Origin of the sequence: Streptomyces sp. NBC_00286 (genome assembly GCF_036173125.1) — a bacterium.
Taxonomy (GTDB): Bacteria; Actinomycetota; Actinomycetes; order Streptomycetales; family Streptomycetaceae; genus Streptomyces.
The window spans coordinates 3,177,837-3,201,859 of sequence record NZ_CP108054.1; the positions used below are offsets into that span (position 1 = coordinate 3,177,837).

General features: G+C 69.8%; 21 protein-coding genes and 5 pseudogenes. 10 read left to right on the top strand and 16 right to left on the bottom strand.

The features are described from left to right. Nucleotides 1-121 precede the first annotated feature (121 nt). A complete protein-coding gene (locus tag OHT21_RS14220) occupies nucleotides 122-499 on the top strand; it encodes an ArsR/SmtB family transcription factor (protein WP_328768650.1) in 378 nt (125 codons plus the stop codon). Between the two features lie 24 nt (nucleotides 500-523). Here OHT21_RS14220 and OHT21_RS14225 read toward each other — a convergent pair whose 3' ends face one another. Both OHT21_RS14225 and OHT21_RS14230 read right to left on the bottom strand, forming a co-directional pair. After that, entirely contained in the window at nucleotides 524-1,303 is a 780-nt protein-coding gene (locus OHT21_RS14225; protein WP_328768651.1) for an aquaporin, read from the bottom strand. Further along, nucleotides 1,300-1,608: an ArsR/SmtB family transcription factor gene (locus tag OHT21_RS14230; RefSeq protein WP_328768652.1), complete on the bottom strand. Its 309-nt coding sequence runs from the start codon at nucleotides 1,606-1,608 to the stop codon at nucleotides 1,300-1,302. Before OHT21_RS14230 ends, OHT21_RS14225 begins: the two co-directional genes overlap by 4 nt. Nucleotides 1,609-1,720: 112 nt before the next feature. Here OHT21_RS14230 and OHT21_RS14235 point away from each other — a divergent pair, with 112 nt between their 5' ends. Next, a complete protein-coding gene (locus tag OHT21_RS14235) occupies nucleotides 1,721-2,137 on the top strand; it encodes an arsenate reductase ArsC (RefSeq protein ID WP_328768653.1) in 417 nt (138 codons plus the stop codon). Between the two features lie 81 nt (nucleotides 2,138-2,218). Here the strand turns inward: OHT21_RS14235 and OHT21_RS14240 are convergent, their stop codons facing one another. Both OHT21_RS14240 and OHT21_RS14245 read right to left on the bottom strand, forming a co-directional pair. Next, on the bottom strand, nucleotides 2,219-3,001 hold the full coding sequence (locus OHT21_RS14240; RefSeq protein WP_328768654.1) for a polysaccharide lyase family 7 protein: 783 nt from the start codon (nucleotides 2,999-3,001) through the stop codon (nucleotides 2,219-2,221). 272 nt (nucleotides 3,002-3,273) lie between these two features. Continuing rightward, nucleotides 3,274-4,617, bottom strand: a pseudogene (locus OHT21_RS14245) (RNA-guided endonuclease InsQ/TnpB family protein). A 559-nt stretch (nucleotides 4,618-5,176) separates the two neighbouring features. Here OHT21_RS14245 and OHT21_RS14250 point away from each other — a divergent pair. Next, complete coding sequence (locus OHT21_RS14250) at nucleotides 5,177-6,406, top strand: PP2C family protein-serine/threonine phosphatase (protein ID WP_328768655.1); 1,230 nt, start codon at nucleotides 5,177-5,179, stop codon at nucleotides 6,404-6,406. Nucleotides 6,407-6,412: 6 nt separating this feature from the next. Here the strand turns inward: OHT21_RS14250 and OHT21_RS14255 are convergent, their stop codons facing one another. Then, nucleotides 6,413-7,657 carry a globin domain-containing protein gene (locus tag OHT21_RS14255; protein WP_328768656.1) on the bottom strand — a complete coding sequence of 415 codons (1,245 nt, stop codon included), beginning with the start codon at nucleotides 7,655-7,657 and terminating at the stop codon, nucleotides 6,413-6,415. Nucleotides 7,658-8,574: 917 nt separating this feature from the next. Here OHT21_RS14255 and OHT21_RS14260 point away from each other — a divergent pair. Both OHT21_RS14260 and OHT21_RS14265 read left to right on the top strand, forming a co-directional pair. Continuing rightward, complete coding sequence (locus tag OHT21_RS14260; RefSeq protein ID WP_328768657.1) at nucleotides 8,575-9,333, top strand: IclR family transcriptional regulator; 759 nt, start codon at nucleotides 8,575-8,577, stop codon at nucleotides 9,331-9,333. A gap of 125 nt (nucleotides 9,334-9,458) precedes the next feature. After that, nucleotides 9,459-10,604: pseudogene (locus tag OHT21_RS14265) on the top strand (PP2C family protein-serine/threonine phosphatase); the annotation flags it as partial. A 223-nt stretch (nucleotides 10,605-10,827) separates the two neighbouring features. On the opposite strand, the gene OHT21_RS14270 reads toward OHT21_RS14265, so the two are convergent. The 7 genes and pseudogenes from OHT21_RS14270 to ku all read right to left on the bottom strand — a co-directional run bounded on the left by OHT21_RS14270 (nucleotide 10,828) and on the right by ku (nucleotide 15,360). Continuing rightward, nucleotides 10,828-11,007, bottom strand: coding sequence for an ATP-binding protein (locus tag OHT21_RS14270; protein WP_328768659.1), 180 nt, complete (start codon nucleotides 11,005-11,007; stop codon nucleotides 10,828-10,830). A 41-nt stretch (nucleotides 11,008-11,048) separates the two neighbouring features. Beyond that, nucleotides 11,049-11,663, bottom strand: a pseudogene (locus OHT21_RS14275) (histidine kinase); the annotation flags it as partial. A gap of 56 nt (nucleotides 11,664-11,719) precedes the next feature. After that, a complete protein-coding gene (locus tag OHT21_RS14280; RefSeq protein ID WP_328768660.1) occupies nucleotides 11,720-12,400 on the bottom strand; it encodes a response regulator in 681 nt (226 codons plus the stop codon). 77 nt (nucleotides 12,401-12,477) lie between these two features. Beyond that, complete coding sequence (locus tag OHT21_RS14285; protein ID WP_328768661.1) at nucleotides 12,478-13,110, bottom strand: potassium-transporting ATPase subunit C; 633 nt, start codon at nucleotides 13,108-13,110, stop codon at nucleotides 12,478-12,480. A gap of 4 nt (nucleotides 13,111-13,114) precedes the next feature. Further along, nucleotides 13,115-13,528 (bottom strand): annotated as a pseudogene (locus tag OHT21_RS14290) (potassium-transporting ATPase subunit B); the annotation flags it as partial. A 64-nt stretch (nucleotides 13,529-13,592) separates the two neighbouring features. Further along, nucleotides 13,593-13,751, bottom strand: a pseudogene (locus OHT21_RS14295) (potassium-transporting ATPase subunit KdpA); the annotation flags it as partial. A gap of 595 nt (nucleotides 13,752-14,346) precedes the next feature. Beyond that, complete coding sequence (gene ku, locus OHT21_RS14300) at nucleotides 14,347-15,360, bottom strand: non-homologous end joining protein Ku (RefSeq protein WP_443050364.1); 1,014 nt, start codon at nucleotides 15,358-15,360, stop codon at nucleotides 14,347-14,349. A gap of 50 nt (nucleotides 15,361-15,410) precedes the next feature. Between ku and ligD the strand changes: the two genes are divergently transcribed. Then, nucleotides 15,411-16,292, top strand: a complete 882-nt coding sequence (gene ligD / locus OHT21_RS14305) for a non-homologous end-joining DNA ligase (RefSeq protein ID WP_328768663.1) — start codon at nucleotides 15,411-15,413, stop codon at nucleotides 16,290-16,292. Here ligD and OHT21_RS14310 read toward each other — a convergent pair. Beyond that, nucleotides 16,289-16,996 carry a TioE family transcriptional regulator gene (locus OHT21_RS14310; protein WP_328768664.1) on the bottom strand — a complete coding sequence of 236 codons (708 nt, stop codon included), beginning with the start codon at nucleotides 16,994-16,996 and terminating at the stop codon, nucleotides 16,289-16,291. The two genes, ligD and OHT21_RS14310, sit on opposite strands and share 4 nt — an antisense overlap. A gap of 58 nt (nucleotides 16,997-17,054) precedes the next feature. Between OHT21_RS14310 and OHT21_RS14315 the strand changes: the two genes are divergently transcribed. Continuing rightward, a complete protein-coding gene (locus OHT21_RS14315; protein WP_328768665.1) occupies nucleotides 17,055-18,263 on the top strand; it encodes an erythromycin esterase family protein in 1,209 nt (402 codons plus the stop codon). A gap of 19 nt (nucleotides 18,264-18,282) precedes the next feature. Here the strand turns inward: OHT21_RS14315 and OHT21_RS14320 are convergent, their stop codons facing one another. Next, entirely contained in the window at nucleotides 18,283-19,086 is an 804-nt protein-coding gene (locus tag OHT21_RS14320; RefSeq protein WP_328768666.1) for a nuclease-related domain-containing protein, read from the bottom strand. Between the two features lie 164 nt (nucleotides 19,087-19,250). Here OHT21_RS14320 and OHT21_RS14325 point away from each other — a divergent pair, with 164 nt between their 5' ends. Together OHT21_RS14325 and OHT21_RS14330 are read left to right on the top strand one after the other, a co-directional pair. Next, entirely contained in the window at nucleotides 19,251-19,682 is a 432-nt protein-coding gene (locus tag OHT21_RS14325; RefSeq protein WP_443050634.1) for a protein-tyrosine phosphatase family protein, read from the top strand. Nucleotides 19,683-19,838: 156 nt separating this feature from the next. Beyond that, entirely contained in the window at nucleotides 19,839-20,720 is an 882-nt protein-coding gene (locus OHT21_RS14330) for an SH3 domain-containing protein (RefSeq protein ID WP_328768668.1), read from the top strand. Nucleotides 20,721-20,750: 30 nt separating this feature from the next. On the opposite strand, the gene OHT21_RS14335 is transcribed toward OHT21_RS14330, so the two are convergent. Continuing rightward, the gene (locus OHT21_RS14335) at nucleotides 20,751-22,712 is read right to left on the bottom strand and encodes a sensor histidine kinase (RefSeq protein ID WP_328768669.1); all 1,962 of its coding nucleotides are present in this window, start codon (nucleotides 22,710-22,712) and stop codon (nucleotides 20,751-20,753) included. 205 nt (nucleotides 22,713-22,917) lie between these two features. Between OHT21_RS14335 and OHT21_RS14340 the strand changes: the two genes are divergently transcribed. Beyond that, nucleotides 22,918-23,424 (top strand): DUF3291 domain-containing protein, encoded by a 507-nt coding sequence (locus OHT21_RS14340; protein WP_328768670.1) that lies wholly within the window; start codon nucleotides 22,918-22,920, stop codon nucleotides 23,422-23,424. Here OHT21_RS14340 and OHT21_RS14345 read toward each other — a convergent pair. Continuing rightward, nucleotides 23,421-24,020 carry a Uma2 family endonuclease gene (locus tag OHT21_RS14345; protein ID WP_328768671.1) on the bottom strand — a complete coding sequence of 200 codons (600 nt, stop codon included), beginning with the start codon at nucleotides 24,018-24,020 and terminating at the stop codon, nucleotides 23,421-23,423. The genes OHT21_RS14340 and OHT21_RS14345 overlap by 4 nt on opposite strands. Nucleotides 24,021-24,023: the final 3 nt, after the last annotated feature.

Here is a 24,023-nt window from a genome sequence, read left to right on the forward strand (position 1 = left end):
CGCGCCCGCGCGACGGAGCCGCAAATTGACACAGCCCCGCGCCCCTAACGGGGCGCTGCATCGCACCGGACTTCGAAAGGGCCAGCTGGGTGCCTGGTTCGACATGTGTCAACATAGACGCATGTCGAACGTCAAGGCGCTGCCGCTGCTGGACCCCGTGGTCGCCGAGGGTGTCGTGCCGTGCTGTCCGCCGCTCACCGAGCGGCCCCTGACGGCCGAGGAAGCCGAGCGGACCGCCGCGATGTTCAAGGCGCTCGGCGACCCCGTCCGCCTTCGCCTGTTCTCGCTCGTCGCCTCGCACGAGGGTGGCGAGGCGTGCGTATGCGACATCTCTGACGTCGGCGTTTCCCAGCCGACCGTGTCCCATCACCTGAAGAAGCTCAAGGAAGCCGGACTGCTCACCTCCGAGCGGCGCGGCACCTGGGTGTACTACCGGGTGGAGCCGTCGGTCATGGCCGCGATGGGGCAGATGCTGACCGCGGCCGCCCCCATGGCCTGACCCACCCACCCCGCGTTCTGCGGCTCATTCAGCCGAGCGTCCGGGCATGAAGATGAGCGCCACCAGCGCCAGCCCGACCACCGCCCCGACGACCTGCATCGCGACGAACCCCGCGACCGAGCCGGGCGCGATGCCCGCGAACGTGTCGGTGAAGGCGCGGCCTATCGTCACGGCCGGGTTGGCGAAGGACGTCGACGAGGTGAACCAGTACGCGGCGCCGATGTAGGAGGCGACGGCCACGGGGGCGTACTGCAGCCGGCCGGCGCGGGCCAGGCCGAAGATCAGCAGGATCAGGCCGGTCGTGGCGACGACCTCGCCCAGCAGCAGATGGCCCGCCGAGCGGTCGTGCGTGGACCACTTCACCAGCGGCTCGCCGAACATCGCGTCCGCCAGGATCGCGCCCGCGATCGCGCCAGTGATCTGCGCGGGTACGTACACGGCAACCTCGCGCGGCGTGACGCCGGCGCCGCCGCGTCGCGCCGTCCACCACTCGGCCAGCGTGACCACCGGGTTGAAGTGTGCGCCGGAGACCGGGCCGAGCAGGAGGATCAGGATGCCGAGGCCGAAGACGGTGGCCGTGGAGTTGGCCAGGAGTTGGAGGCCGACGTCGTCGGTCAGGTCCGCGGCCTGGATGCCGGAGCCGACCACGATCGCCACCAGCAGCGCCGTTCCTACGAGTTCGGCGGCCGCCCGGGACACCAAGGGGTTACGGGGCGGGGTGGCACCCGGCGCGGGCGCGACAGAGGCGGCGTCGGCGGCGGGCGTCGCGGCCTCCGCGTTCGTGGCGGCCTCAGCGGCGGTCACGGGCAGGCCCGCTTGTTCTGAGCGGCGCTGCGCGCGGACTCGGCCAGGTCGGCGAACCGACCGGCGAGCTGGGCGATGACGTCGGGCTTGAGCCGGTAGTAGGTGAACCGGCCGCACGGCTCCGTCTCGACGACCCCGGCCTCACGCAGCACTCTCAGGTGGTTGGAGAGGTTGGTCTGCCGGGCACCGGTCTCCTCCACGAGGTGCGTGGTGCACAGCGTCTCTTTGGCGAGCAGGGTCACGATCCGGAGCCTGAGCGGGTCGGCCAGCACCCGGATCAGGTCAGTGTCGACTGACGTCATCATGGGCTGATACTGTCACATCAGCGGGGGCTGACACCACCAGGTGCTGATGTCAGCCTCGCCTGATGTCGACGCGAGACAAGACAAGAGAACAAGAGACAAGAGAGACCTCCTGATGTCCGACAAGCCCTCCGTGCTCTTCGTCTGTGTCCACAACGCCGGCCGTTCCCAGATGGCCGCCGCGTGGCTGACCCACCTGGCCGGGGACCGTGTCGAGGTCCGCTCCGCCGGTTCCAACCCGGGCGCCCAGGTCAACCCGGCCGCCGTCGAAGCCATGCGCGAGGTCGGCATCGACATCTCCGCCGAGGTCCCCAAGATGCTCACCGTCGACGCCGTCAAGGAGTCGGACGTCTGCATCACCATGGGCTGCGGCGACACCTGCCCGGTCTTCCCCGGCAAGCGGTACCTGGACTGGGAGCTCGAGGACCCGGCGGGCCAGGGCGTCGAGGCCGTACGGCCCATCCGTGACGAGATCAAGAAGCTCATCCAGGGCCTGATCGAGGAGATCGCCCCGGAGCAGAAGACGGCCTGAGCGGCGGCGAGACGGACCCCACCGCCGCGTCCGCCCTCCCTCCCGTCCGCCCGTCTGTCCGCCCTCCCGTGCGTCCGTCCGTCAGGAGTGGGTGACCTTGATGTCGGAGATGCGGACCTCGCCGTAGTTCCCCTTGGCACACGGGTCGGAGTTGTCGCAGTTGGCCTGGGTGTAGGCGCCGGCCTTGAAGTAGTTGGTGTCGCCGTCGTGCTCGATCGTGGTCTCCAGCTTGCCGTTGTAGTACACGTCGATCTCCCCGTCCTGCGCCACGAACTTGGCCTCGAACTCGGTGCCCAGTTGGTAGCTCTCGGTGACGAGGTGGTGGCGGCTGTCGTCGCCGTCGGTGATGTAGAGCTTCTTACCGTCGAGACGGAAGACCGTGACGTCGTCGTCCCCGCCGTGCACCTGCGCACCGACCAGCTGCGGCTTCTCCTTGGGCAGCTTCATGAACGCCTCGTTGACCACGAGCGTGTGCTTGCCCTCCGTGGTGGACCACTCGACCTCGTCCGCCCCGTTGTCGGTCATCTCCCGCAGCTCGGAGCGCGGGTAACTGGAGCCTCCGGTCGTCACACCGTTGACGGCGGCCCGGAACAGGACCGCGTCACAGCCGTCCTCGACCCGGAACCAGGGCTTGGCGGAGAAGGTCGCCAGCTTGGGCTGGGTGATCTCGGTGGGGTCCTCGTCCTCGCCGGTGGGCAGGGTCAGCTTCCAGTTCGTCAGGTCGAGGACGTCCGCCGGGTACGCGCACCGGGCGCCGGCCGGCTCGTACGAGGGCGACGTGGCGGCTTGCGCGGACAGCGTGAACGCGGCGGTCGAGACGGCCGCGGTGATGCCCGCCAGTACGAGCGTCCGGGTGCTGGGCATGAAGGGTTCCTCACGGTCGGGGACTTCGGTACGCGCCGACGCGCACCCTAAGCCGTCGCGCCCGGGACCGGTCCCCGAACCCCTGCCCTACAGACCGTCAACTCACGTCAGAACCTGGACGATTCAGGTCGTACGAGGCCCGTCTGGTAGGCGATGACGACGAGTTGGGCGCGGTCGCGGGCGGCCCACCAAGGCTGTCCCCGCAGGGACCGGCTCATCGTTGTGCGGCTACTGCGACTGCGGCTAGTCAACTACCCGTCGCTAAAGCATCGCTAAAGCGCTGGGCTTGCACAACGGGCATCACTGGGTGTGATGCTGCGTTTGCGTCCGGTCCCACCCCGGGGTGTCCGGGGTAGGGCAGGGGCCGTTGACTGGGCCCCGCGTCGCCACAACTCCCACGCGCGTGCGCGGATGTTGCGGGAGCCTCCCCCACTCTCGGCTTCGCTCGAGCGGGAGGTGCCCCCATCGGTCCGCGTGATCAACGAATCCGCAGTTCCGGCACGCGAACCAGGCCTGACTCACCCGGTTCGCCTTGTCGATGTGGCCGCACTCGGCGCAGGTGCGGGAGGTGTACGCCGGATCGACGTGCACCACCGGTACCCCGGCCTTGCGTGCCTTGTACGCGATGAACTGTCCCAGCTGATGAAAGGACCAGCTGTGCAGGGTGGCCCTCCCCCACTGCCTCAAGGGCGTGGGAGGTGCCCCCAGGCTTGCGAAGCCGTACCCGCTCGCGGATGCCTGTGAGGTCTTCCAGGGCGATCCCGCGACCGGTGCTCCCCCACGCTCGGCTTCGCTCGCGCGGGAGGTGCCCCCATCGCCTCGGCCACCACATGTTTCGCGATCTTGTGGTTGATGTCCTTCGCCCGCCTGGCCTCCTTGCGCCGCCGCTTCTTCAACCGGCGCTTGGCGGACGGGGTGTTCTTCTTCTGCAGCTTGGTGCGCAAGCCGCGTTCCCGGACCCGGACGCGGTTGAGTTCACGTCCGGCCATGATCTCGCCGTCCGAGGTGGTGGCGATGTTCACGATGCCCAGATCGATCCCGAGGAAGTCCACCGGGTCGGTGTTCGGCTCGGCCTCGGGGACCTCGCAGGTCGCGTTCAGGAACCACATGCCGTCCCGCTCCAGCAGGTCGGACTCGCCCTTGCGGTACAGCGCCAGAGTGGCCAGCTGCTCGGGCGAGGCGGTGAACGCCACGCCCTTGACCCGCCCGGAGACCGTCCAGATCGACACCGTCCGATCCGGAATCTGCCAGGACAGCATGCGGTCGTCGTACGGCTGCGCGCCCTGAGGGCGGAAGGCGATCGGCTTCTCGGTCGCCCGGCGGTAGCGCTTGGAGCCGGGCCGGCCCAGATTTCCGGCCTTCCGGTTCGCCCTGAGCGTGGTGTACGCGTCGCAGGTCTTCTTGATGACGTGCTGGGCAGCCTGCGCTCCCAGGCCCCAGCGGGACTTGACCTCGCCGTAGACACGGCTGCGCAAGGGGAAGTTCTTGAACTCCTCGTGCTCGAAGGCCACCCCACTCACCCAGGTGGCGGCCTGGTTGCAGGCGTGCAGGGTCGCCTCGAGTGCCGCCGCCTGCACGGGCGTCGGCAGCAGCTTGACCTGCACCACCAGCTTCACAAGCACCGAAAGTACACACCTGCGCGAGGCAGAACCGTACGTTCGAAGTCGACCACCTGAACGAGTGACACGCAGGCCGTACGTCGACGCCTCGACCGGACGAGCCCCGCGCACGAGATGGCTGCCGCCAGGGTGAGCTGGGTACGGGTTCTCATGCCGCCTCAGGCTCCCCGTGCGGGGGCCTCGCGTCGTCGTGCCTGTGCTGGTACTGGGCTGCTTCGGTCGCCGTACGCGCGTTCCGGGGCGTAGTTCGCAGGTACGACCCGGACTCGCCGGAGCGGCCTAAGCTGCGGGTCCGTTGTGGCTGGTCGCGCAGTTCCCCGCGCCCCCAGAGGGCGCCGTACCGCACCGGACTTGGCACCGGTCACCGGTGCTGGTGTGCTGTGCCCACCCTCCCCCACTCTCGGCTTCGCTCGAGCGGGGGGACCCCCATCGCCCTGCGGAACGATTGCCCACAGCGGTAGCCGGTGGAACCGTCCGCTGCCGTGACCGGGCCGCTCGCAGTGTTCGCTTCTATCGTGGAAGCACACTGAACGGTCGGCGTCGAGGCGGGCAGCTCATGAGGGAACCGCAGATCGATTACGCGGCCGTTTTCCGGGCGCTTCCCGGCATGGTGGCGCTGCTTACGCCGGACCTTGTGTATGTCGACGCCAACGAGGACTTTCTGCGGCTGGCCGGGCGTACCCGTGAGCAGTTGCTGGGCCGCTATATCTTCGACGTCTTCCCGGAGAACCCGAACGATCCGGCGGCGGCCGGTATGCGGGAGACCAGGGAGTCGATGCTGCGGGTGGTGGAAACCGGGGAGCGCGACACCATGGCGCTGCTCCGCTACGACATCGAGGACCCCGAGCGCCCCGGCCACTGGCAGGAGCACTACTGGAGCCCGGTCAACGCACCCGTCCACGGCCCCGACGGGAACGTAGTGCTGATCGTGCACCGGGTGGAGGAGGTCACCGAACTCATCCGCGCCCGCGGCGGCCCGGGCGGCGACCCGCAGGCCCGTGTGCTGGAGGCCGAGCTCTACACCCGTTCCCGTGAACTGCAGGAGGTCAACGAACGCCTCCGCAGGGCGCACGCCCGCGAACGTGAGGTCGCTCTGGCCCTGCAGGCGGCGTTGCTGCCCACTCCCCGCCCGCTCGGGAACCACCGAGCGGCCGTGCGCTACCGGCCCGCCATCGGGGCCCTGAACGTGTGCGGCGACTGGTACGACCTGGTCGAACTGCCCAGCAACCGCATCTCGGTCGCCGTGGGCGACGTCGTCGGCCACGGGCTCGCGGCAGCCTGTGTGATGGGACAGCTGCGCAGTGCGCTCAGCGCGGCCTCCCGAGTCGCCGACGGCCCGGCGCAGGCACTGGAGGTCCTCAGCCTGTACGCCCGATTCGTGGACGGAGCCGAGTCGACCACCGCGGTGAAGGCCTACGTCGACTGGGACAGCCACACCATCACCTACAGCAGTGCCGGTCACCTGCCCCCGGCCCTGCTCCACCCCGACGGCACCGTGACCTTCCTCGACGGGGCCACCGACCCGCCGCTCGGCGCCAGACCCGAACATGTCCCCCGCCCCCAGGCCGACCTGCCCTTCGCCGAAGGCGCCACCCTGGTCCTGTACACGGACGGCCTGGTCGAACGCCGCACCGAGGACATCGACACCGGCCTGGCCCGCCTCGCCGACTCCCTGACCCGCCATCGCAAGTCCGACCCCGAGCCCCTGGCCGACGCACTCTTGGCGGACCTGCTCCCGTCCACGGGCAGCACGGACGACACGGCCCTGGTCGTCATCCGCCTCTAGGCAGGCTCAAGCAGCGTCGGCCGTACCTGCAGTGTCGGCCGGCTCCGCGGTGCCGGGCAGCCACAGGTCCGGGCCGAAGACCTCGTAACGGATGTTGCGGGCCGGGACTCCGGCGCGCAGGAGTTGCGTACGTACGGAGCGCATGAACGGCAGCGGGCCGCACAGATAGACCGTGGCGTCGGCCGGGATGTCGACGTCGGCGAGGTCCATGAGGCCGGAACGGTCACCGGGGGCCGTGTTGCCAGGACCCGGCTGCTCGTACCAGAAGCGGGTGCTCGCCCGCGGCAGCCGGGCGGCCAGCGACCGGGTCTGGGCGCGCAGCGCGTGCTCGGCCGGGGAGCGGTCGGCGTGCAGGACCAGTACGGGCCTCTCGGAACCGGTCGCGGCGAGCCGGTCGAGCATGCCCACCATCGGGGTGCAGCCGATACCCGCGGAGACCAGGACGACCGGGGTGTCGTCCTCGTCGAGCACCACGTCGCCGCACGGGGCGGAGAGGGTGAGTTCGTCACCGGGCCGTATGCGTTCGTGCAGCAGCGTGGAGACCTCGCCGTCCGGGGTGCCGTCGGCGCCCGCCACGCGTTTGACGGTGATACGGCGCAGGTCGCCGCCCGGGTCGGAGGACAGGCTGTACTGGCGCAGCTGGCGCACTCCGTCCGGCATGCGCACGCGGACACTGACGTACTGGCCCGCGCGGGCCCGGGGAGCGGGCTCGCCGTCGGCGGGGCGGAGGAGGAAGGAGGCCACGTCTGCCGTCTCCTCGTGACGTTCGACGACCGTCCACTGCCGCCAGATCTCGCCCGGCTGTACGCCTGCCTCCTGGTACAGCAGGGTCTCGCGGGCGATGAGCGCGCCGGCCATCAGCCAGTACACCTCGTCCCAGGCGGCCGCGACCTCGGGGGTGACCGCGTCGCCCAGTACCTCGGCGATCGCGCCGAACAGGTACTTGTGCACGATCACGTACTGGTCCTCGGTGACGCCGACTGCGGTGTGCTTGTGGGCGATGCGGGCCAGCAGGGCGTCGGGGCGGGCCTCGGGGTCCGCGAGGAGGGCGGTCGCAAAGCCCGCGATGGAGCCGGCCAGGGCCCGGCGCTGTGCTCCGCTGGCCTGGTTGCTTCGGTTGAACATGCCGTCCAGCAGTTCGGGGCGGTCGCGGAACATGGCGCCGTAGAAGCGGGTGGTGATCTCGTCGAGGTGCTCGGCCACCACGGGGAGGGTGGCGCGTATGACGGCGGCGGACTCTTCGGACAGCATGAAGCCTCCCGGCGGCGGGGTGGGTTGGATGAGGGGGTTCGCGAAGCTGAGGGTGAACTCGGCTGCGGTGTCGCCGACTTGGCGTCCGCTGATCCTGTATAGCAAGCGGAGGGTGCCGTTTCGCGGGGTAACGGGGCCCCGCGCCCCAAGCGGGGACCACCGGCCCCGGGAGTGAGGGCCTCCGGCCCAAGGGGACGGTGCGGATCAGGGCCGACTGGCCCTGGACAGCGACTTGCCTCCGGCGGTCGGGCAGGGGGGTTCCTTCCCCAGCCCCGCCCCTTCCCGAAACTGGGGGCTACGCCCCCAGGCCCCCTGCCTCCGGCGGGTGGGTGGGCGCTTTCGGCGGGTGGGTGGGTTTGCGAGGTGGGCGGGGTGCCTGCGGGGGTGGGCGCCTACCGCGAAGGTGGGTGGGGCGCTTTCGGCGAGTGGGTGGGTTCTTGGGGTGGTGGGGCGCCTGCGGCGAGTGGGTGGGTTCTTGGGGTGGTGGGGCGCCTGCGGCGAGTGGGTGGGGTGCCTACCGGGGTGGGTGGGCGCTTTCGGCGAGTGGGTGGGTTCTTGGGGTGGGTGGGGCGCCTGCGGGGGGGGTGGGCGCCTACCGCGGGTGGGTGGGGCGCTTTCGGCGGGTGGATGGGTTCTTGGGGTGGGTGGGGCGCCTGCGGGGGGGATGGGCGCCTACCGCGGGTGGGTGGGCGCTTTCGGCGGGTGGGTGGGTTCTTGGGGTGGTGGGGCGCCTTCGGCGGGTGGGTGGGGCGCCTACCGGGGTGGGAGGTGACAGTCGTGTCGCGGCTGCGGGTGCGTTGTGGCTGGTCGCGCCCGCGCGGCGGAGCCGCAAATGTCACAGCCCCGCGCCCCTTACGGGGCGCCCTTTACGTGGCCCGACGTTTGCCTGTGCCGTGTGCCAGGCGCACGCTGGGCTTATGGCTGGAGGCGAAGGGCCTACCCTCATCAACTCCGTACAGCGGGCTTTGCGGCTGCTGGAGGCTGTTGGTGCGCATGAGAATGGGGCGCCTGCCAAGCAGTTGGCTCGGGAGACTGAGTTGCCGTTGGCTACCGCTTATCACCTGTTGCGGACGTTGGTGCATGACGGGTACGTGCGGAAACTGGATGACGGCGGGTACATCCTGGGCGACAAGCTGAAGACGTTGCATACCGCTGGGCGCGGGCAGGCTCTGCTCAGTCGGGTTCGGCCGACGCTTGCGGCGTTGCGGGATGAGTTTTCTACTGCCGCCTACCTCACCTTTTATGAGGACGGCGAGATCCGGGTTGCCGAGATCGTCGACGGACCTCGGGCGCCCCGGGTGGATCTCTGGGTGGGGTTCGAGGACGCCGGGCATGCCACCGCGCTCGGCAAGTCCGTACTGCGTGAACTGGACGACGAGTCACGCAAGGACTACCTGTCCCGGCACACCATGTCCGACCTCACGCCCCGTACCATCACCAGCCCTCCGGAACTGCTCCGGCGCGTCGACTCCTCGCCCGTGGCGCCGGCCGTCACGGATCTGGAGGAGTACACCCTCGGCACCGTCTGCGTCGCGGTGCCCGTCTACAGCGGGAACACGCTCGGCTCACTCGGCGTCTCTCTGCCGAAGGACCGGCTCTCCAAGCTCGAGGAGATCCGGGCGCGGCTGATCCCGACGGCGAGCCGGGTGACCAGGGGGCTTTCGCTCACCACGTGACCGTGGACCCTTTGCTCATCATCTGAAAACGCACTCCTTGCGGCAGCCCCCATCCAGCCCGTTTCCTGGATGAACCGGACATTCCTGGGGGCGACCCCACGACAGGTGAGGAGTGCGGACACCACATGATTCAGGCCCGACACCACGGTGGCGACCACTGGCCGATACGGCCGTTCAGCAAGCGAGTGGGAAGTCCTGGGGCGAGGGCCCGGCTACGTACCGCCGCGCACGTAGTCGCCAGTACGGCCGTACTGCCTGTACTCGTCGTCTTCGTCATCGTGCTCGTCGATCTGCTCGGCGGCTCGGGGATGATCTGGCTGCCGCTGCTGGCCGTCGGGCCCGCGCTGGCCGCCACCACCAGTGGGCCGCTGGGGGTCCTGGGTGTCGGGCTGCTCGCCGTGGGTCTTGGCACCGCACTCGGCGTCCGTGACGGTGTGCCGAGCCATGAGTTGGTGGTCGTGCTGTCCGCCCTGGCGGCCGTCACGCTGGCGAGCGGGCTGGCCAGCGCGTTGCGCGGGCGCCGGGAGAAGGTGCTCGCCGCCGTTCGCTCGGTGGCGGAGGCCGCGCAGCATGCGTTGCTCAAGCCCGTGCCGGCGACGGTCGGGCCGTTCCAGACGGCCGTCCGCTACAGCGCCGCGGCGGCGGAGGCCCGTATCGGCGGGGACCTCTACGCGCTGGTGCCGACGCCGTACGGGGTGCGTCTGATCGTCGGCGATGTGCGGGGCAAAGGCCTGCCGGCCGTGGGCACCGCCTCCCTCGTCGTCGGCATCTTCCGCGAGGCCGCCTACGACGAACCCGATCTCCTCGCCGTCGTCGACAGGATCGAGCGGAGCCTGGCCCGGAACCTCGGCGGCGACGACTTCGTCACCGCCGTCGTCGCCGGCTACCCCCGCGAAGGCCGCCTGGAGGTGGTCAACTGCGGCCACGCGCCTCCCCTGTTGGTACGCGACCGCAAAGCCGTCCCGGCCGAGCCCACGCACCCGACACCGCCCCTGGGCCTGCGCGCCCTCACCGGCGAGGCCCCCACCCTCCAGGTCCTGCCCTTCACGGACGGCGACCAACTGCTCCTCTACACCGACGGTGTCACGGAGGCCCGCGACCACAACCGCGACTTCTATCCCGTGGCCAAGGGCCTGGAACGGCACCTGACCGAGAACCCGGACCGCACCCTCACCGCCCTCCACCAGGAACTACTGACCCACGTGGGCGGCCGACTGCACGACGACGCGGCCTTGCTGCTGCTCCGCAAGCCGACGGCTGCCGAGAAGGCCACCGCCACCGAAAAGCCTGCCGAGACGGCCACGGCTCCCGAGACGGCCACGGCTCCCGAGACGGCCACGGCTCCCGAGACGGCCACGGCTCCCCAGTTGGCAGCCTCCACCTCGCACGCCGAGAGCACCTCGCGCACCGTCCCGCCTCACGCCCGGTCCTCCGCCGAGAACGAGGGCGCGGACGAGGGCGCGGACGAGGGCGCGGGCCGCAGCACCGACACCGCTACGACGTGATCGCCGCCGATACGTCCCCCTCCACCGTCGCTCCGGTCGCGCCCACCGCCACCGGCGCCGTCGGCAACGTAAGCACCATCGTCAGGCCTCCGCCCGGGGTGTCCTCGGCGTCGAGCGTGCCGCCCATGGCCTCGGCGAAGCCGCGGGCGACCGCGAGCCCGAGGCCCACGCCGGCGCCGCGCGGGGTGTCGCGACCCGGTCGGCGACTCAGAGCAGCGCCAGTTCGCGCAGGGCGGTGAGGTTGCCGGGCCGGAAGTAGTTGGACAGGGCCGCGTCGACCTTGTCCGGCTTGTAGATGTTGCCGTGTGCCATCCGCCGCCGCAGCGCCTGCGGCGACATGTCGACCAACTCGATCTGATCCGCCCGCCGGACGACTTCGTCCGGCACGGTCTCCTTCTGCCGTACGCCCGTTATCGACTCGACCACGTCACCCAGCGACTCCAGGTGCTGGATGTTGACCGTCGAGACGACATCGATGCCGGCCGCGAGCAGTTCCTCGACGTCCTGCCAGCGCTTGTCGTTGCGGGAGCCGGGGATGTTGGTGTGGGCGAGCTCGTCGACGAGCGCCACCTGGGGGCGCCGGGCCAGCACCGCGTCCACGTCCATCTCGGTGAAGGACGAGCCCCGGTACTCCAACTCCTTGCGCGGGATCTCCTCCAGGCCGTGCAGCATCACCTCGGTGCGCGGCCGGGCGTGGTGCTCGACGAAGGCGACCACGCAGTCCGTGCCCCGCTCGACGCGGCGGTGCGCCTCGGAGAGCATCGCGTACGTCTTGCCGACGCCCGGCGCCGCACCGAGGTAAATCCGAAGTCTGCCGCGTGCCATGGTGTCGTCTCAGTTCTCGAAGTCTCGGTCTCGCGAGGTCTCGGTGTCGCGAAGTCTCAGCGCTCGAAGCGGTAACCCATGCCGGGTTCGGTGATGAGATGGCGGGGATGCGCGGGATCGGACTCCAACTTCCGCCGGAGTTGGGCCATATAGACACGTAGGTAATTGGTCTTGTTGCTCTGCGAGGCGCCCCACACCTCCTGAAGCAGCTGCTTCTGCGTGATGAGACGTCCCGGATTGCTGACCAGGATCTCCAGCAGATGCCACTCCGTGGGCGTCAGCCGTACGTAAACGCCCGGCGCGCGCATCGCCGTCTTCGCGACGAGGTCGATGGTGAAGTCCTCCGTGATCACCTCGACGGTCTCGGGCGCCACGGCCTCCGTACGGCGGACGGCGGCCCGCAGCCGCGCCGGCAGCTCGTCCATGCTGAACGGCTTGGTCATGTAGTCGTCGGCGCCCGCGTCCAGCGCGGCGACCTTCTCGTCGGAGGCACGGCGCGCGGACAGCACCAGGATGGGTACGCGGGTCCAGCCGCGCAGGGCCTTGATGACGTCCACGCCGTCCATGTCGGGCAGCCCCAGATCGAGTACGACCACGTCGGGCCGGCGCATGGCGGCGAGCCGGAGGGCGGTGGCGCCGTCGGGGGCCGGGTCGACGCCGTACTGGCGGGCCTGCATGTTGATCACGAGGGCGCGTACGAGCTGTGGGTCGTCCTCGACCACCAGTACCCGCGTCATCGGCGTACGCCCTTCCTCTCGTATCAGGGGCTTACGCATCTGGGGCTATCGGGGGCTTTTCCATGGGGAGTTGGGTGTCAGCTCTTCGTTACGAGTTCCTTGAGCGTGATGTTGAGTTCGAGGACGTTGACGCGGGGCTCGCCCATGAAGCCGAGGGTGCGGCCCTCCGTGTGCTCGTCGACGAGCTTCTGGACCTGGGCGACGGACAGCCCGTTCCGCTCGGCGATGCGGTGGACCTGGAGGTTCGCGTACGCCGGGGAGATGTCCGGGTCGAGGCCGGAGCCGGATGAGGTGACGGCGTCGGCGGGGACCTGGGAGGGCTTCACCTTGTAGTCCGCGGTCGAGTTGTCCTTGACGACCTCGGCCTTGGCCTCCCGTACCCACTTGATGAGTTCGGCGTTGTCGCCGGCACGGTTGGTGGCGCCGGACAGGATCAGCTTGTACTGGGTGTTGACCGAGTTCTCACCGAGCCCGTTGGCCGGCCGGGGCTGGAAGTAGTCGAGGCTGTAGCCCTGCTGGCCGATCAGCGAGGAGCCGACGACCTTGCCGTCCGCCTTGATCTCCGAGCCGTTCGCCTTGTCGTTGAACAGCGCCTGGGCGACACCGGTGACGGCCAGCGGGTAGAGCACACCGCACACCAGCGTCAGTACGAGCAGCGCCCGCAGGCCTGCCCCCAGCAACCGGGCAGTGTTCGTAACCGAGTTGTTCATGGGGTCAGCCGATTCCTGGGATGAGGGAGATGAGCAGGTCGATGATCTTGATGCCGATGAACGGGGCGATCAGCCCGCCGAGGCCGTAGATCCCGAGGTTGCGGCGGAGCATCTTGTCCGCGCTCATCGGCCGGTACTGCACCCCGCGCAGGGCGAGCGGCACGAGCGCGATGATGATCAGCGCGTTGAAGATGACCGCGGAGAGGATCGCGGAGTCCGGCGAGGCCAGGCCCATGATGTTGAGCTTGTCCAGGCCCGGGTAGACCGCCGCGAACAGCGCGGGGATGATCGCGAAGTACTTCGCCACGTCGTTGGCGATCGAGAAGGTCGTCAACGCGCCCCGGGTGATGAGGAGTTGCTTGCCGATCTCGACGATCTCGATGAACTTGGTCGGGTTGGAGTCGAGGTCGACCATGTTGAGTGGCTGTGGACATCGAGTCCTCTTCTTGCCTCCTTGATTTCTTGCTTCGTGATGTCGGTGGTCATGTCGCCAGCCCCTCGGCGAGCGGGCCCAGCGCGAGTGCCGGGAAGTAGGTCAGACCGGTGATGATCAGGATCGCGCCCACCAACAGCCCGGTGAACAGCGGCTTTTCGGTCCGCAGGGTGCCTGCCGTGGCCGGCACCGGCGTCTGCTCGGCGAGGATGCGGCCGCCGTTGACGGGTCCCTTACGCGGGGGCGTGCGCCTTTGACGCTTCTCTTACGGCGGCACTGCGTTCGCTTGGGCCGTTGGGTTCGTTTTCGACTGCGGGCACGTCGTGGCTGGTCGCGCAGCCCGCGGGGTGCCTCCGGCGGTGGGGCGGCTGCGGGTGGGTTGTGGTTGCTCGCGCAGTTCCCCGCGCCCCTTGGGTGGTTGGTGGGTGCGGGGCCGCGGGCCGGTGCGTCAGCCCGTCGCCAACGGGGCATACGGCCCCTTGCTTGCACGGGGTTCTGGTGTGCCCAGACCGGAGCTAAGCGACGGGCATAGGACGCACCGGCCCACGTCCCCTCCCCCCGGAGGGAGAGTGCCGGTTTCGTCGGGGTGCGGGCTCCCCCCGGGCGCTGGTTTTTCCGCGCGGGCGGGTACGGGGCGCGGGCCATTTCGGTTCGCTTGTTCTTCGGGGCGCGGGCAATCGCAGGTTTTTAGGGGCGCGGGGAACTGCGCGAACAGCCACACACAACCCGCACCCGCCCAACCGCCGGAGGCACCCCGCGGGGAACTGCGCGACCAGCCACGACGGCGCCGGAGCCGACACCCCTCAAGCCCGCTTGCGAGCCGTCGTCTTCTTGGCGGCTGTCTTCTTCGTGGCCGCCTTCTTGGCGGTGGTCTTCTTGGCTGCCGCCTTCTCGCCGGAGGCGGACGCGGGCTTCTTCTCCGTCGAGGTCGACTTCTTGCCGCCCGTCTCCTTGGGAGACGTACGGGCCGTCTTACGGGCGCCGGTCCGGCGGGCGGAGAGCCGACTGATCTCGGCCTCCTCGCCTGCCTCCCCCTCCTCGCCGCGCGAGGCGCGGGCCTCGCGGACGCTGGACTCGAGCGCGGACATGAGGTCGATGACCTTGCCGCCCCGGTCGGCGGCAGGCGCGGCGGGGATCTTCTCGCCGGAGGCCTTCGCGGCGATGAGTTCCTCGACGGCCTCGCGATAGTCGTCGTGGAGCTCCTCGAGGTCGACCTCGCCGAGGGTGTCCATCAGGGCGTCCGCGAGGTCGAGTTCCTTGTCGCGGACGGTGACGCTCGCATCCGGCGTCGCGGACTCCGGCGCGCGGACCTCGTCCGGCCACAGCAGCCCGTGCATGGCGATGACGTCGTCGACGACCCGCAGCATCCCGAGCCGCTCCCTACCCCGCAGCGCGAACTTGGCGATGGCGACCCGCCCGCTCCGCTTCAGCGCCTCACGCAGCAGGGTGTAGGGCTTGGCGGCGGGAACTCCGTTCGCCATCAGGTAGTACGCCGCGTCCATCTGGAGCGGATCGATGCGCTCGGCCGGGATGAACCCCACGATGTCGATCGTCTTCGCGGTCGGCAGGGGCAGCGCGGCCAGATCGTCGTCGGTGATCGGGATGATCGTGCCGTCCGGCTCCTCGTAGCCCTTGCCGATCTCGTCGGACGCGACCTCCCGTTCCTCCAGCTCACACACCTTGCGGTAGCGGATACGGCCGCCGTCCTCGGTGTGGATCTGGCGGAAGGAGACCGAGTGATGCTCCGTGGCGTTCACCAGCTTGATCGGGATGCTGACCAGGCCGAAGGAGATGGCGCCGTTCCAGATGGATCTCACGTCCGTCACCTTTCAGGTCGTTTTGTCCCGATACGTGGGATTCTCATCGTATGACGCCGATCACGGAGGTGGAGGGGCGAAAGCTCGCGCTGAGCAACCTGGGGAAGGTGCTCTATCCGGCGACCGGTTTCACCAAGGGCGAGGTGCTGCACTACTACGCGACGGTGGCGGACCCGCTGCTCGCCCACCTCCGCGACCGCCCCCTCTCCTTCCTGCGCTACCCCGACGGACCCGACGGCCAGGTCTTCTTCGCCAAGAACGTTCCGCCGGGTACGCCCGAGTGGGTCGGTACGACGGAGGTGCCCCGGTCGGAGGGGGCGGCCCGTATGGTCCTGATACAGAACCTCGCCTCGTTGATGTGGGCGGCGAACCTGGTCACGGAGTTCCACACCCCCCAGTGGCGTGCGGACTCCCCTCACCTCGCGGACCGTCTGGTCTTCGACCTCGACCCGGGCGCGCCCGCCACGATCGTCGAGTGCTGCCGGGTGGCCCTGTGGCTCCGGGACCGCCTGGCAGCGGACGGCTTGCAGGCCTACGCGAAGACCTCCGGCTCCAAGGGCCTGCACCTCCTCGCCGCGCTGGAGCCGACGCCGTCCTCCGAGGTCACGTCATACGCCAAGTCGCTGGCGGTGGAAGCCGAGGCGGAGCTTGCCCCTCTGGTCACGCATCGCATGACGCGGAGCCTTCGCCCCAGGAAGGTCTTCGTCGACTTCAGCCAGAACGCCGCCCGCAAGACCACGGCGACCCCGTACACCCTCCGGGCCCGCCAGGCACCCACGGTCTCCACGCCGGTGACCTGGCCGGAAGTCACGAACTGCACCCGCCCCGCCGACCTGACGTTCCACGCCCCGGACCTGGCCGCCCGGCTGGATGAGCACGGCGACCTGCTGTCCCCGCTGTTCGACCCGGCCCAGGCCCACCCGCTTCCTTAGCCATCGGTGAGGTAGGCATCCAGCGCGGCGGCGCCGCTGAGCATGGCGCGGCTACGGGCCGAGAGGCGGGCGTGCCAGTCGTCCAGCGCCGACTCGAGCGGCGCGATGCCTCCGGCGGAACGGACCTGGGCGATCAGCGGGGCGACCTGTTCGAGCAGGTAGCCGCCCCGTCGGAGCTGGTGGACCAGGAGGGCGTCGCGTACGTCGGCCGCGCTGTAGACGCGGTAGCCCGTCTGTGGGTCACGGCGCGGCCGGACCAGGCCGGCGCGTTCCCATTTGCGCAGGGTGGCCGGGCGGATGCCGAGCCTTCTCGCCAGGGGGCCGACGAACATCTCGCCGCGTTCCTGCGGTACGGGCTCGAGGTCGCGCAGGGCGGCTTCGACCGACTGGAGGGTGCGGCGGTCGTCGAGCAGTTGGGCGTGACTTTCGTCGATGAGCCGCAGTGCGTCCTCGGTGGCGTCCCGGTTGACCGCCTGCATGATCGCCGTGGCCGTCTGGTGGCCGTGTCCGGGCACGAGAGCGAGGAACGCACGCAGGGCTTGCGCGTGCCGGGGCGTGTAGGCGCGGTAGCCGTGCGAGGTGCGTTCCGCGGCCGGAAGGATCCCGGCGTCCTCGTAATTGCGGACCGCCTGCGTGGACAGTCCGTGCGCTCGCGCCAGGTCGACCGGCCTGAGCCGACCACCGCTTTGAAGGTTTTGCCGCACTGTCCTGCCGATATCGACGAGAAGTTTCCACCGTTGGTTCAACGATACCGTTGAAGGCATGCCTGCTGATGTCACAGCCGCCGCCCGTGCCGTCGACCCCGCAACCGTCATGGGGCTGCTCCCCGCCAAGCCACGCCTACTCGCCCTGGGCGAACCCACCCACGGCGAGGACACCCTCCTCGACCTGCGCAACGGCCTCTTCCGGCAACTCGTCGAGCAGGAGGGCTACCGGACCATCGCGATCGAGAGCGACTGCCTGATGGGCCTGGTCGTGGACGACTACGTCACCTCGGGCACCGGCACCCTCGACGAGGTCATGAAGCGCGGCTTCAGCCACGAGTGGTTCAACGCATCCGCCGCCAACCGCGAGCTGGTGCGCTGGATGCGCGCGTACAACGACGGCCGGCCCCCGTCCGAACGGCTCCGCTTCGCCGGTTTCGACGCCCCACTGGAGATGACCCACGCAGAGAGCCCCCGCCAGTCCCTCACCGCACTCCACGCCTACCTCGCCGCCCGAGTGGACGCCGACCTGCTTCCCTGCACCGCGGAAACGCTCGACCGCCTGCTCGGCGCCGACGACCGCTGGACCAACCCCGCCGCCATGACGGACCCGTCCCAGTCCCTGGGCCGGACGCCCGAGGCCAAGCAACTGCGGCTGCTCGCGGATGACTTGGTGGCCCTCCTCGACGCGCAGACGCCGCACCTGATCGCGACGTCCACGCGGGAGGACTGGCACCGGGCACGCCTGTACGCCCGTACCGCCACCGGCCTGCTGCGCTACCACTACTGGATGGCCGACACATCCCCGAATCGCATGGCCCGGCTGGGAGGCCTACGGGATTCGATGATGGCCGCCAACCTGCTCGCCCTCGCCGAACGAGGCCCGACCCTGGTCAACGCCCACAACAGCCACCTCCAGCGCGAGGGCTCGATGCGGATGGGCGACCTGCCGGGCGAATGGTGGAGCGCCGGCGCGATGGTCAGCGCCCGGCTGGGAGAGTCATACGCCTTCCTGGCCACGGCCCTCGGCACGATCCGCCACCAAGGGGTGGACACCCCACCTCCGGACACCGTCGAGGGACTGCTGTACGCACTCCCCCAGCAGCGTTGCCTGGTCGACCCCCGCGAACTGGCCACCACGCTCGCCGACGCACCGCCCGCTCCCCGCGAGTCCCCCTGGTACGGCTACGCCCCGCTGAACCCGGCACACCTGACCGGCACCGACGGCATCGTGTTCGTCAAGGACGCCCAGCGAAGCCAGGCCTAGAGCTGTCCTAGACCAAGCCCTAGACCCGCCCCCAGGTCCCCCGGGCCCGCGCCATCGCATGGAGCGCCTCGACGTCCGCGGGCTTGAGCACACCTCCCGTACGGGCCAGGGACGAGACGTCCGTGTCCTGGAGGACGCGTACCTCGCGCGGCGGGGGCTCGACCGAAACCTTCGACGGCCCGAACAGGGCCAGCACCGGATGCACCTCCGCCGTCAGCGCGTACGACGCCCGGTCCGCGACGGACCGGACCCGGCGCAGCAACGGCGACGGCTCCCGGCGGCCCACCGTCACCATGGGATCGGCCACCAGTACCCGCTGCTTACGGGCGTACAGCGAATGGACGGCGAACAAGCCACCCGGCCCGATCACCAGGTGGTGCAGCCGGTCGCCTCCAGGAAGCGGAACGGAATGCAGCGCATGCCACCCCGCCCCCTCCAGCTCGTCCAGCGCCTCCCCCACCGCCAGCTCCGCGGCGAGCGCCCGCCGCCGGGGATCGGGACGCAGCCGGTGCGGGGCGGCGGGATCGCGGTCCAGGGCGATCTGGAGGGCCTCACCGGGCCGGTTGGGGGCGAGGTCGTCGTCCGGGTGCAGGGTGAGCCGGGCGAGCTCCGCGGGGGTGGGGACCGGCGGCGGCCCCACGGTCACCGGGCCGGTCAGAAACGGACCGAGCGCGTCGAGAACGTCCTCGCGCCGGTCGTCGCTGAGCAGGTTGACCCGGCCCGCATCCCTGTCGTACCAGGCGACGTTCCTGCCGTCGGTGTGACAGACGTACAGCCGTTCCTGACCGTGCCGCCAGGTCGGTACAACGCGCAGTCCGCTCATGCACCATCACCCCAGACCATGGGAACAGGCGGGGTACTCCAGGGGCAAGAACCCGGTTACCTTTGTCACGACTTGAGCGGGAGGTGCCGTTGCGGCCCACTAGCAAGCGACCCGATGCGCCGGCTCCGGACGACCCGTGGAGTGAGATCGTGCCCGGCCTGTGGATGGGCGGCCACGAGTACGCGGACGGCTCCGGCGGGCTGAAATTTGCCGTCGTACGCGACGAGTTCGACCTCGTCCTGACCTTGCTCCGACTACCCGGCCACGGCCCTGACGACCACGTGGAACACCACGTATGGCCGATCCCGGACGGCCCTCTCGACGGTACGCAGCTCGCCGGCGTCCTGCGGCTCGCACGGACCGCCGGCGAGGGGCTGACGCAGGGCCGCCGGGTCCTGGTCCGCTGCTACCACGGCTACAACCGCTCGGGCCTGGTCGTCGCCCACGCCCTGATCCGCGCGGGCCACACCGCCGACGAGGCGATCCGTCTGATCCGCAGCCGCCGTTCCCGGTGGGCGCTGCACAACGATCTCTTCGTGGAGTACCTGAGAACCGGCCTCGACACGGTCCGAGTCCTCGAAGAGCTGGCCGAATGAGCAGCCGAACGACCGGCTGAACGACCGGCTGAACGACGGGCTGATACCGGAACGCACCCCGATGGCGCAGCAGGAGAGGCGACTCCCCAAGGTCGACTCATAGCGTGGCGATCAGTCACCAACAGTCACCCCTGCACCGTTCAGGAGGACCCCGCCATGTCCCTGCGTTCCACTGCAACCCGCCTCGGCATAGCCACCGCCGCCGTCACCCTCGCCCTCACAGCCCCCGCCCCCGCCTTCGCGACCGGCGATGACAACGGCAACGACTGGGGCGGCCGGCAAAGCCGCCAGGACAACCCCGACAACAACGCCGGCAATACGGACCGGCCCAACAACAACACCTCCAACAACCCGAACAACATGGGCCGCCCCAACAACAACGGCAATAACTGGGGGCGCCCCAACAACAACGGCACCAACACGGACAGCCCCGGCAACAACGCGAACAGCACAGGTCGGCCCAACAGCAACGGCAACAATTGGGGTCGCCCGGACAACAACGCGAACAACACGGATCAGCCCAACAACAACTCCAACAACACGAACAACCCAGGTCGCCCCAACAACAACGGCAATAACTGGGGCCGTCCCGACAACAACGGCACCAACACCGGCCGCCCGAACAACAATGGCAACAACTGGGGCCGCCCGGACAACGGCAACTGGAACCGCCCCGACAACAACACCAACAGCTCGGGCCGTCCCACCAACAACACCAACAGCTCGGGCCGCCCCGACAACGGCAACTGGAACCGCCCCGACAACAACGCAAACAACTCCGGCCGCCCCGACAGCAACCAAGAGTTCACCGAGGGCCGTGTCACCGCGGCCGGCGGGCTGACCCTCCGCGACAGGCCGACCGCCGACAGCAGGCAGATCGGCTTCGCCCCCCAGAGCTCGACCGTACGCATCTTCTGCCAGACGCCGGGAGCCACCGTCGACGGCAACCGCTTCTGGTACCTCCTCGCCGACGGCGTCTGGGCCTGGGGCTCCGCCCGCTACATCGACACCTTCGGCCACGAGCCCCGCTCCTGCTGAGCCCGGCCCAACGGGACAACGGTGCCCGACTCACCCGCTCACCACGGCCGTTGACGACGGCTCCCGGACAAGCGCGGCAGGCAGCGCCACGTACGCCGTGACACCTGAACCGGCAGTCGGCCGCAACTCCACATGGGCGCCGAGACGGGAGGCGAGCGCACCCACCACATGGTGGCCGAGGAAGCGCGTGGGTGCCGTGAGGAAGGAACCGCTGCCGGACAGCAGGGCGTTGGCCTCGGCCATACGTTCCTGGGTCATGCCGATACCGCGGTCGACGATCGCCAGGCAGTACTCGGCGCCGTCCCGCCAGCCGTAGACCTCGACCGCCTGCTGGGACGGGCTGAACATCAGGGCGTTCTCGACGAGTTCGGCCAGCAGATGGGACAGCTCGGCGACGGCATGGCCGCGGATGCGGCAGGCCTCGACGTCGACGGCCGCCACCCGGCGGTACTGCTCGACCTCCGAAACGGCCGACTGCACCACCTCGGCGACGGTGACCATGCCCGGCAGGGACCGGGCGGGAGCCTCCTCGCCGGCGAGAACGAGCAGGGACTCGGCGTTGCGACGCATCCGCGTGGCCAGATGGTCGAGCTCGAAGAGCTCGGCGAGGGCGTCCGGGTCGAGTTCCTGGCTCTCCAGGGTGGTGATCAGGCCGAGCTGCCGCCTGAGCAGCGTCTGGTTGCGGCGACCGAGACTGGCCAGGGACTCGGTGCTGTTACGGCGCAGAACGGCCTGTTCGGCGGCGAGACCCACGGCGGTGTGCTCGACGTTGCGCAGGGCGGCGGCCAAGCGGGTGATCTCCCGTGCGGTGCCCGGGAGTTGGGGCCGACGTGGATCGTCGGGACCGTCCAGATGGGACGTGTCCGGGTCCGCCTCCTGGATGCGTTTGACGACCGTCGGCAGCCGAGTGCCCGCGACCGCGTCGGCCTCGTCGGCGAGGGCGCCGAGGGGACGGGTGATGGAGCGCGCGGAGATGACGGCGAGCGCGGTGGCCACGACGACGATCAGCGCGCCCAGGCCGAGGAAGCCGCCGAGCTCGAGGGTGGCGGCGGCGCCGCTGTCGTCGGCGTCGGCGCGTACGTCGTCGCCAACGGTGCGCTGTGCGTCGTGCAGATCGTCGACGAGGGTCGTCATGTCCCGCCACCAACGGGCCGGGGCGACGTCCAGCCGTGAGCCGTCCGCCCCGCGCTCGGCCAGCGTCTCGTAGCCGCTGACGCGCCGGGCGGCGGCCGTCTTGAAGGCCGCGTCGAGGTCGGACCGCTGGGCGGGCGTGGCGAGTTGGCGGAACTGGCCGAGCGCGGCGAGGCGGGTGGCGCGGATCTCTGTGAAGTCGAGGTACTCGCCACCGCGGAAGCGCCCGGCCGCGAACACCCCGTTGAGCGAGCCGCGTTCGAGGGCCACGGCCTCGGTGGCGCGGGCCAGGGCCTGCAGGGCCTGGACGCCCTCGGTGATACGGCGCTCGCCGTGTGCCGCGCCCGCGGACTCGGCGTCGATGAGGGCGGTGACGGCCTTGGTGTAGTAGGCGAGGGTGCCGGCCCGGTCGGCGGTACCGCCGTCGACCTCGGCACGGGTGACGGCGAGATCGACGAGGGGCACTTGGGCATCGTCGAGGGCGGAGGCGGCGGCACCTGGCAGATCACCGCTCTCCTCCGAGAGCACCGCTCGCAGTGCGGCGGAGGCGTCGTCGGTACGGTCCCGCTGGTTCCGTACGTCGTCCTGGTACTCCTCCGCACCGCCCAACAGCCCGTTGGTGAGCCCGCGTTCGCGTTGCAGTTCCCGTACGAGATCCTGCACCCGCAGCAGCACGCCCACCTGCGCCTCGGTCTCCTGAGCGGCGGACCAGTCGGCGGCGCGGTCGGCGACGCCGAGCCCCGTCAGAACGAGCAGCAGGCAAGTCGGCACGGCCAGCACGATGGCCATGCGCCCACGGATGGAGTTCCAGCCGGGAAGGGCTGGAAGGGTGGGAAGTTTGGTCAGCACGTTCCCCGTCATGCCCCGCGAGGCTACGGACGGGCCGGTGAGGCGGTGGTTTCCCACCCGTAAGACATCGGTGCACAGGAACTCACCCTGCGCCAGCGGCAGTTGTGAGAAGCGGAGGTAAGGGGACGGGAGGCGCGGCCCCCGGCAGCACGGGTTCCGCTTTCAAGGGTTGAGACAGGCCTTGAGCGCACCGCCGAGCCGACCTAACGTTCGGTCCATGCCTGAACCCGCCGCGTACGAACTCGCCCAGGTCAACATCGCCCGTCTCAAGGCCCCGCTGGATTCCCCGCAGTTGAAGGACTTCGTCGACGCCCTCGACCCGGTGAACGCGGTCGCCGACACCTCGGACGGCTTCGTCTGGCGCCTGCAGAGCGACTCGGGCAACGCGACGGACGTCCCCGTCTTCGGCGACGACTGGCTCATCGTCAACATGTCGGTATGGCGCGACACCAACGCCCTCACGGCCTTCATGTACCAGGGCCGGCACCGTGAGTTGCTGTCCCGCCGCCGCGAGTGGTTCGAGCGGCTTCAGGAAGCGGTCACGGCCCTGTGGTGGGTCCCGGCCGGCCACCGCCCGACGGTCGCGGAAGCAGAGTCCCGCCTACTCCACCTGCGGACACACGGCCCCACGCCCTACGCATTCACTCTCCGGACGTCGTTCTCACCGGGAGCCTCGGAGCCGGTCCTCGGCGAGGTACCGGAGGGGTTGGGCTGCTCGGTCTAGCGACGGCGGTTGATGGCGGTGAGGTCGATTTCGACGGGGAAGGGGACGGTCAGTTCGAGTTTGTCGTGGAAGATGCCGGTCGGGACGTACGTTGTGGTAGCGGGGTCGAGTTCGTAGACGTAGACCACGGGGAGTCCGTCGTTCTGCTCGATCCGCCAGTAGTTACTGATGCCGGCCTTGGCGTATTTCCGGGGCTTGGTCTCACGGTCGCGCTCCTCGGAGTCCTCGGACACGACCTCGACGGCGAGGACGACATCCTCCGGCAGAAGCCGCGTGTCCTTGGGCCCGGTATCAGCGCCGGCGCGGGCCACCAGGACGTCCGGCTCCGGGCGGTTGTGGCGACCGAGGGTGACGGTGAATTCACGGTAGACGTCGAACTCGTCCGGTGCCTGGTCGAGCAGTGCATTGTCCAGCATTCGAATCGTGCGCATGTGAAACGACGTCTGCGGACTCACGAAGACAAGGCTCCCGTCGATCAGCTCCGTGTGCGGAGGAAGGTTGGGAAGCTCGTCCAGGTCGTCGGCCGTCCAGCCACCCTGCGGCGGACGGACCCACTCGTAGTCGTCGTCCACCCCGTAGTCGCGTGCGGCGCTCATGAT

Bases quoted from the DNA above. Each gene is read 5' to 3' on its own strand.
- OHT21_RS14220 (WP_328768650.1), top strand. From the start codon at position 122: ATGTCGAACGTCAAGGCGCTGCCGCTGCTGGACCCCGTGGTCGCCGAG.
- OHT21_RS14230 (WP_328768652.1), bottom strand. From the start codon at position 1,608: ATGATGACGTCAGTCGACACTGACCTGATCCGGGTGCTGGCCGACCCG.
- OHT21_RS14235 (WP_328768653.1), top strand. From the start codon at position 1,721: ATGTCCGACAAGCCCTCCGTGCTCTTCGTCTGTGTCCACAACGCCGGC.
- OHT21_RS14240 (WP_328768654.1), bottom strand. From the start codon at position 3,001: ATGCCCAGCACCCGGACGCTCGTACTGGCGGGCATCACCGCGGCCGTC.
- OHT21_RS14250 (WP_328768655.1), top strand. From the start codon at position 5,177: ATGAGGGAACCGCAGATCGATTACGCGGCCGTTTTCCGGGCGCTTCCC.
- OHT21_RS14255 (WP_328768656.1), bottom strand. From the start codon at position 7,657: ATGCTGTCCGAAGAGTCCGCCGCCGTCATACGCGCCACCCTCCCCGTG.
- OHT21_RS14260 (WP_328768657.1), top strand. From the start codon at position 8,575: ATGGCTGGAGGCGAAGGGCCTACCCTCATCAACTCCGTACAGCGGGCT.
- OHT21_RS14280 (WP_328768660.1), bottom strand. From the start codon at position 12,400: ATGACGCGGGTACTGGTGGTCGAGGACGACCCACAGCTCGTACGCGCC.
- OHT21_RS14285 (WP_328768661.1), bottom strand. From the start codon at position 13,110: ATGAACAACTCGGTTACGAACACTGCCCGGTTGCTGGGGGCAGGCCTG.
- ligD (WP_328768663.1), top strand. From the start codon at position 15,411: ATGACGCCGATCACGGAGGTGGAGGGGCGAAAGCTCGCGCTGAGCAAC.
- OHT21_RS14315 (WP_328768665.1), top strand. From the start codon at position 17,055: ATGCCTGCTGATGTCACAGCCGCCGCCCGTGCCGTCGACCCCGCAACC.
- OHT21_RS14320 (WP_328768666.1), bottom strand. From the start codon at position 19,086: ATGAGCGGACTGCGCGTTGTACCGACCTGGCGGCACGGTCAGGAACGG.
- OHT21_RS14325 (WP_443050634.1), top strand. From the start codon at position 19,251: ATGGGCGGCCACGAGTACGCGGACGGCTCCGGCGGGCTGAAATTTGCC.
- OHT21_RS14330 (WP_328768668.1), top strand. From the start codon at position 19,839: ATGTCCCTGCGTTCCACTGCAACCCGCCTCGGCATAGCCACCGCCGCC.
- OHT21_RS14335 (WP_328768669.1), bottom strand. From the start codon at position 22,712: ATGACGGGGAACGTGCTGACCAAACTTCCCACCCTTCCAGCCCTTCCC.
- OHT21_RS14340 (WP_328768670.1), top strand. From the start codon at position 22,918: ATGCCTGAACCCGCCGCGTACGAACTCGCCCAGGTCAACATCGCCCGT.
- OHT21_RS14345 (WP_328768671.1), bottom strand. From the start codon at position 24,020: ATGAGCGCCGCACGCGACTACGGGGTGGACGACGACTACGAGTGGGTC.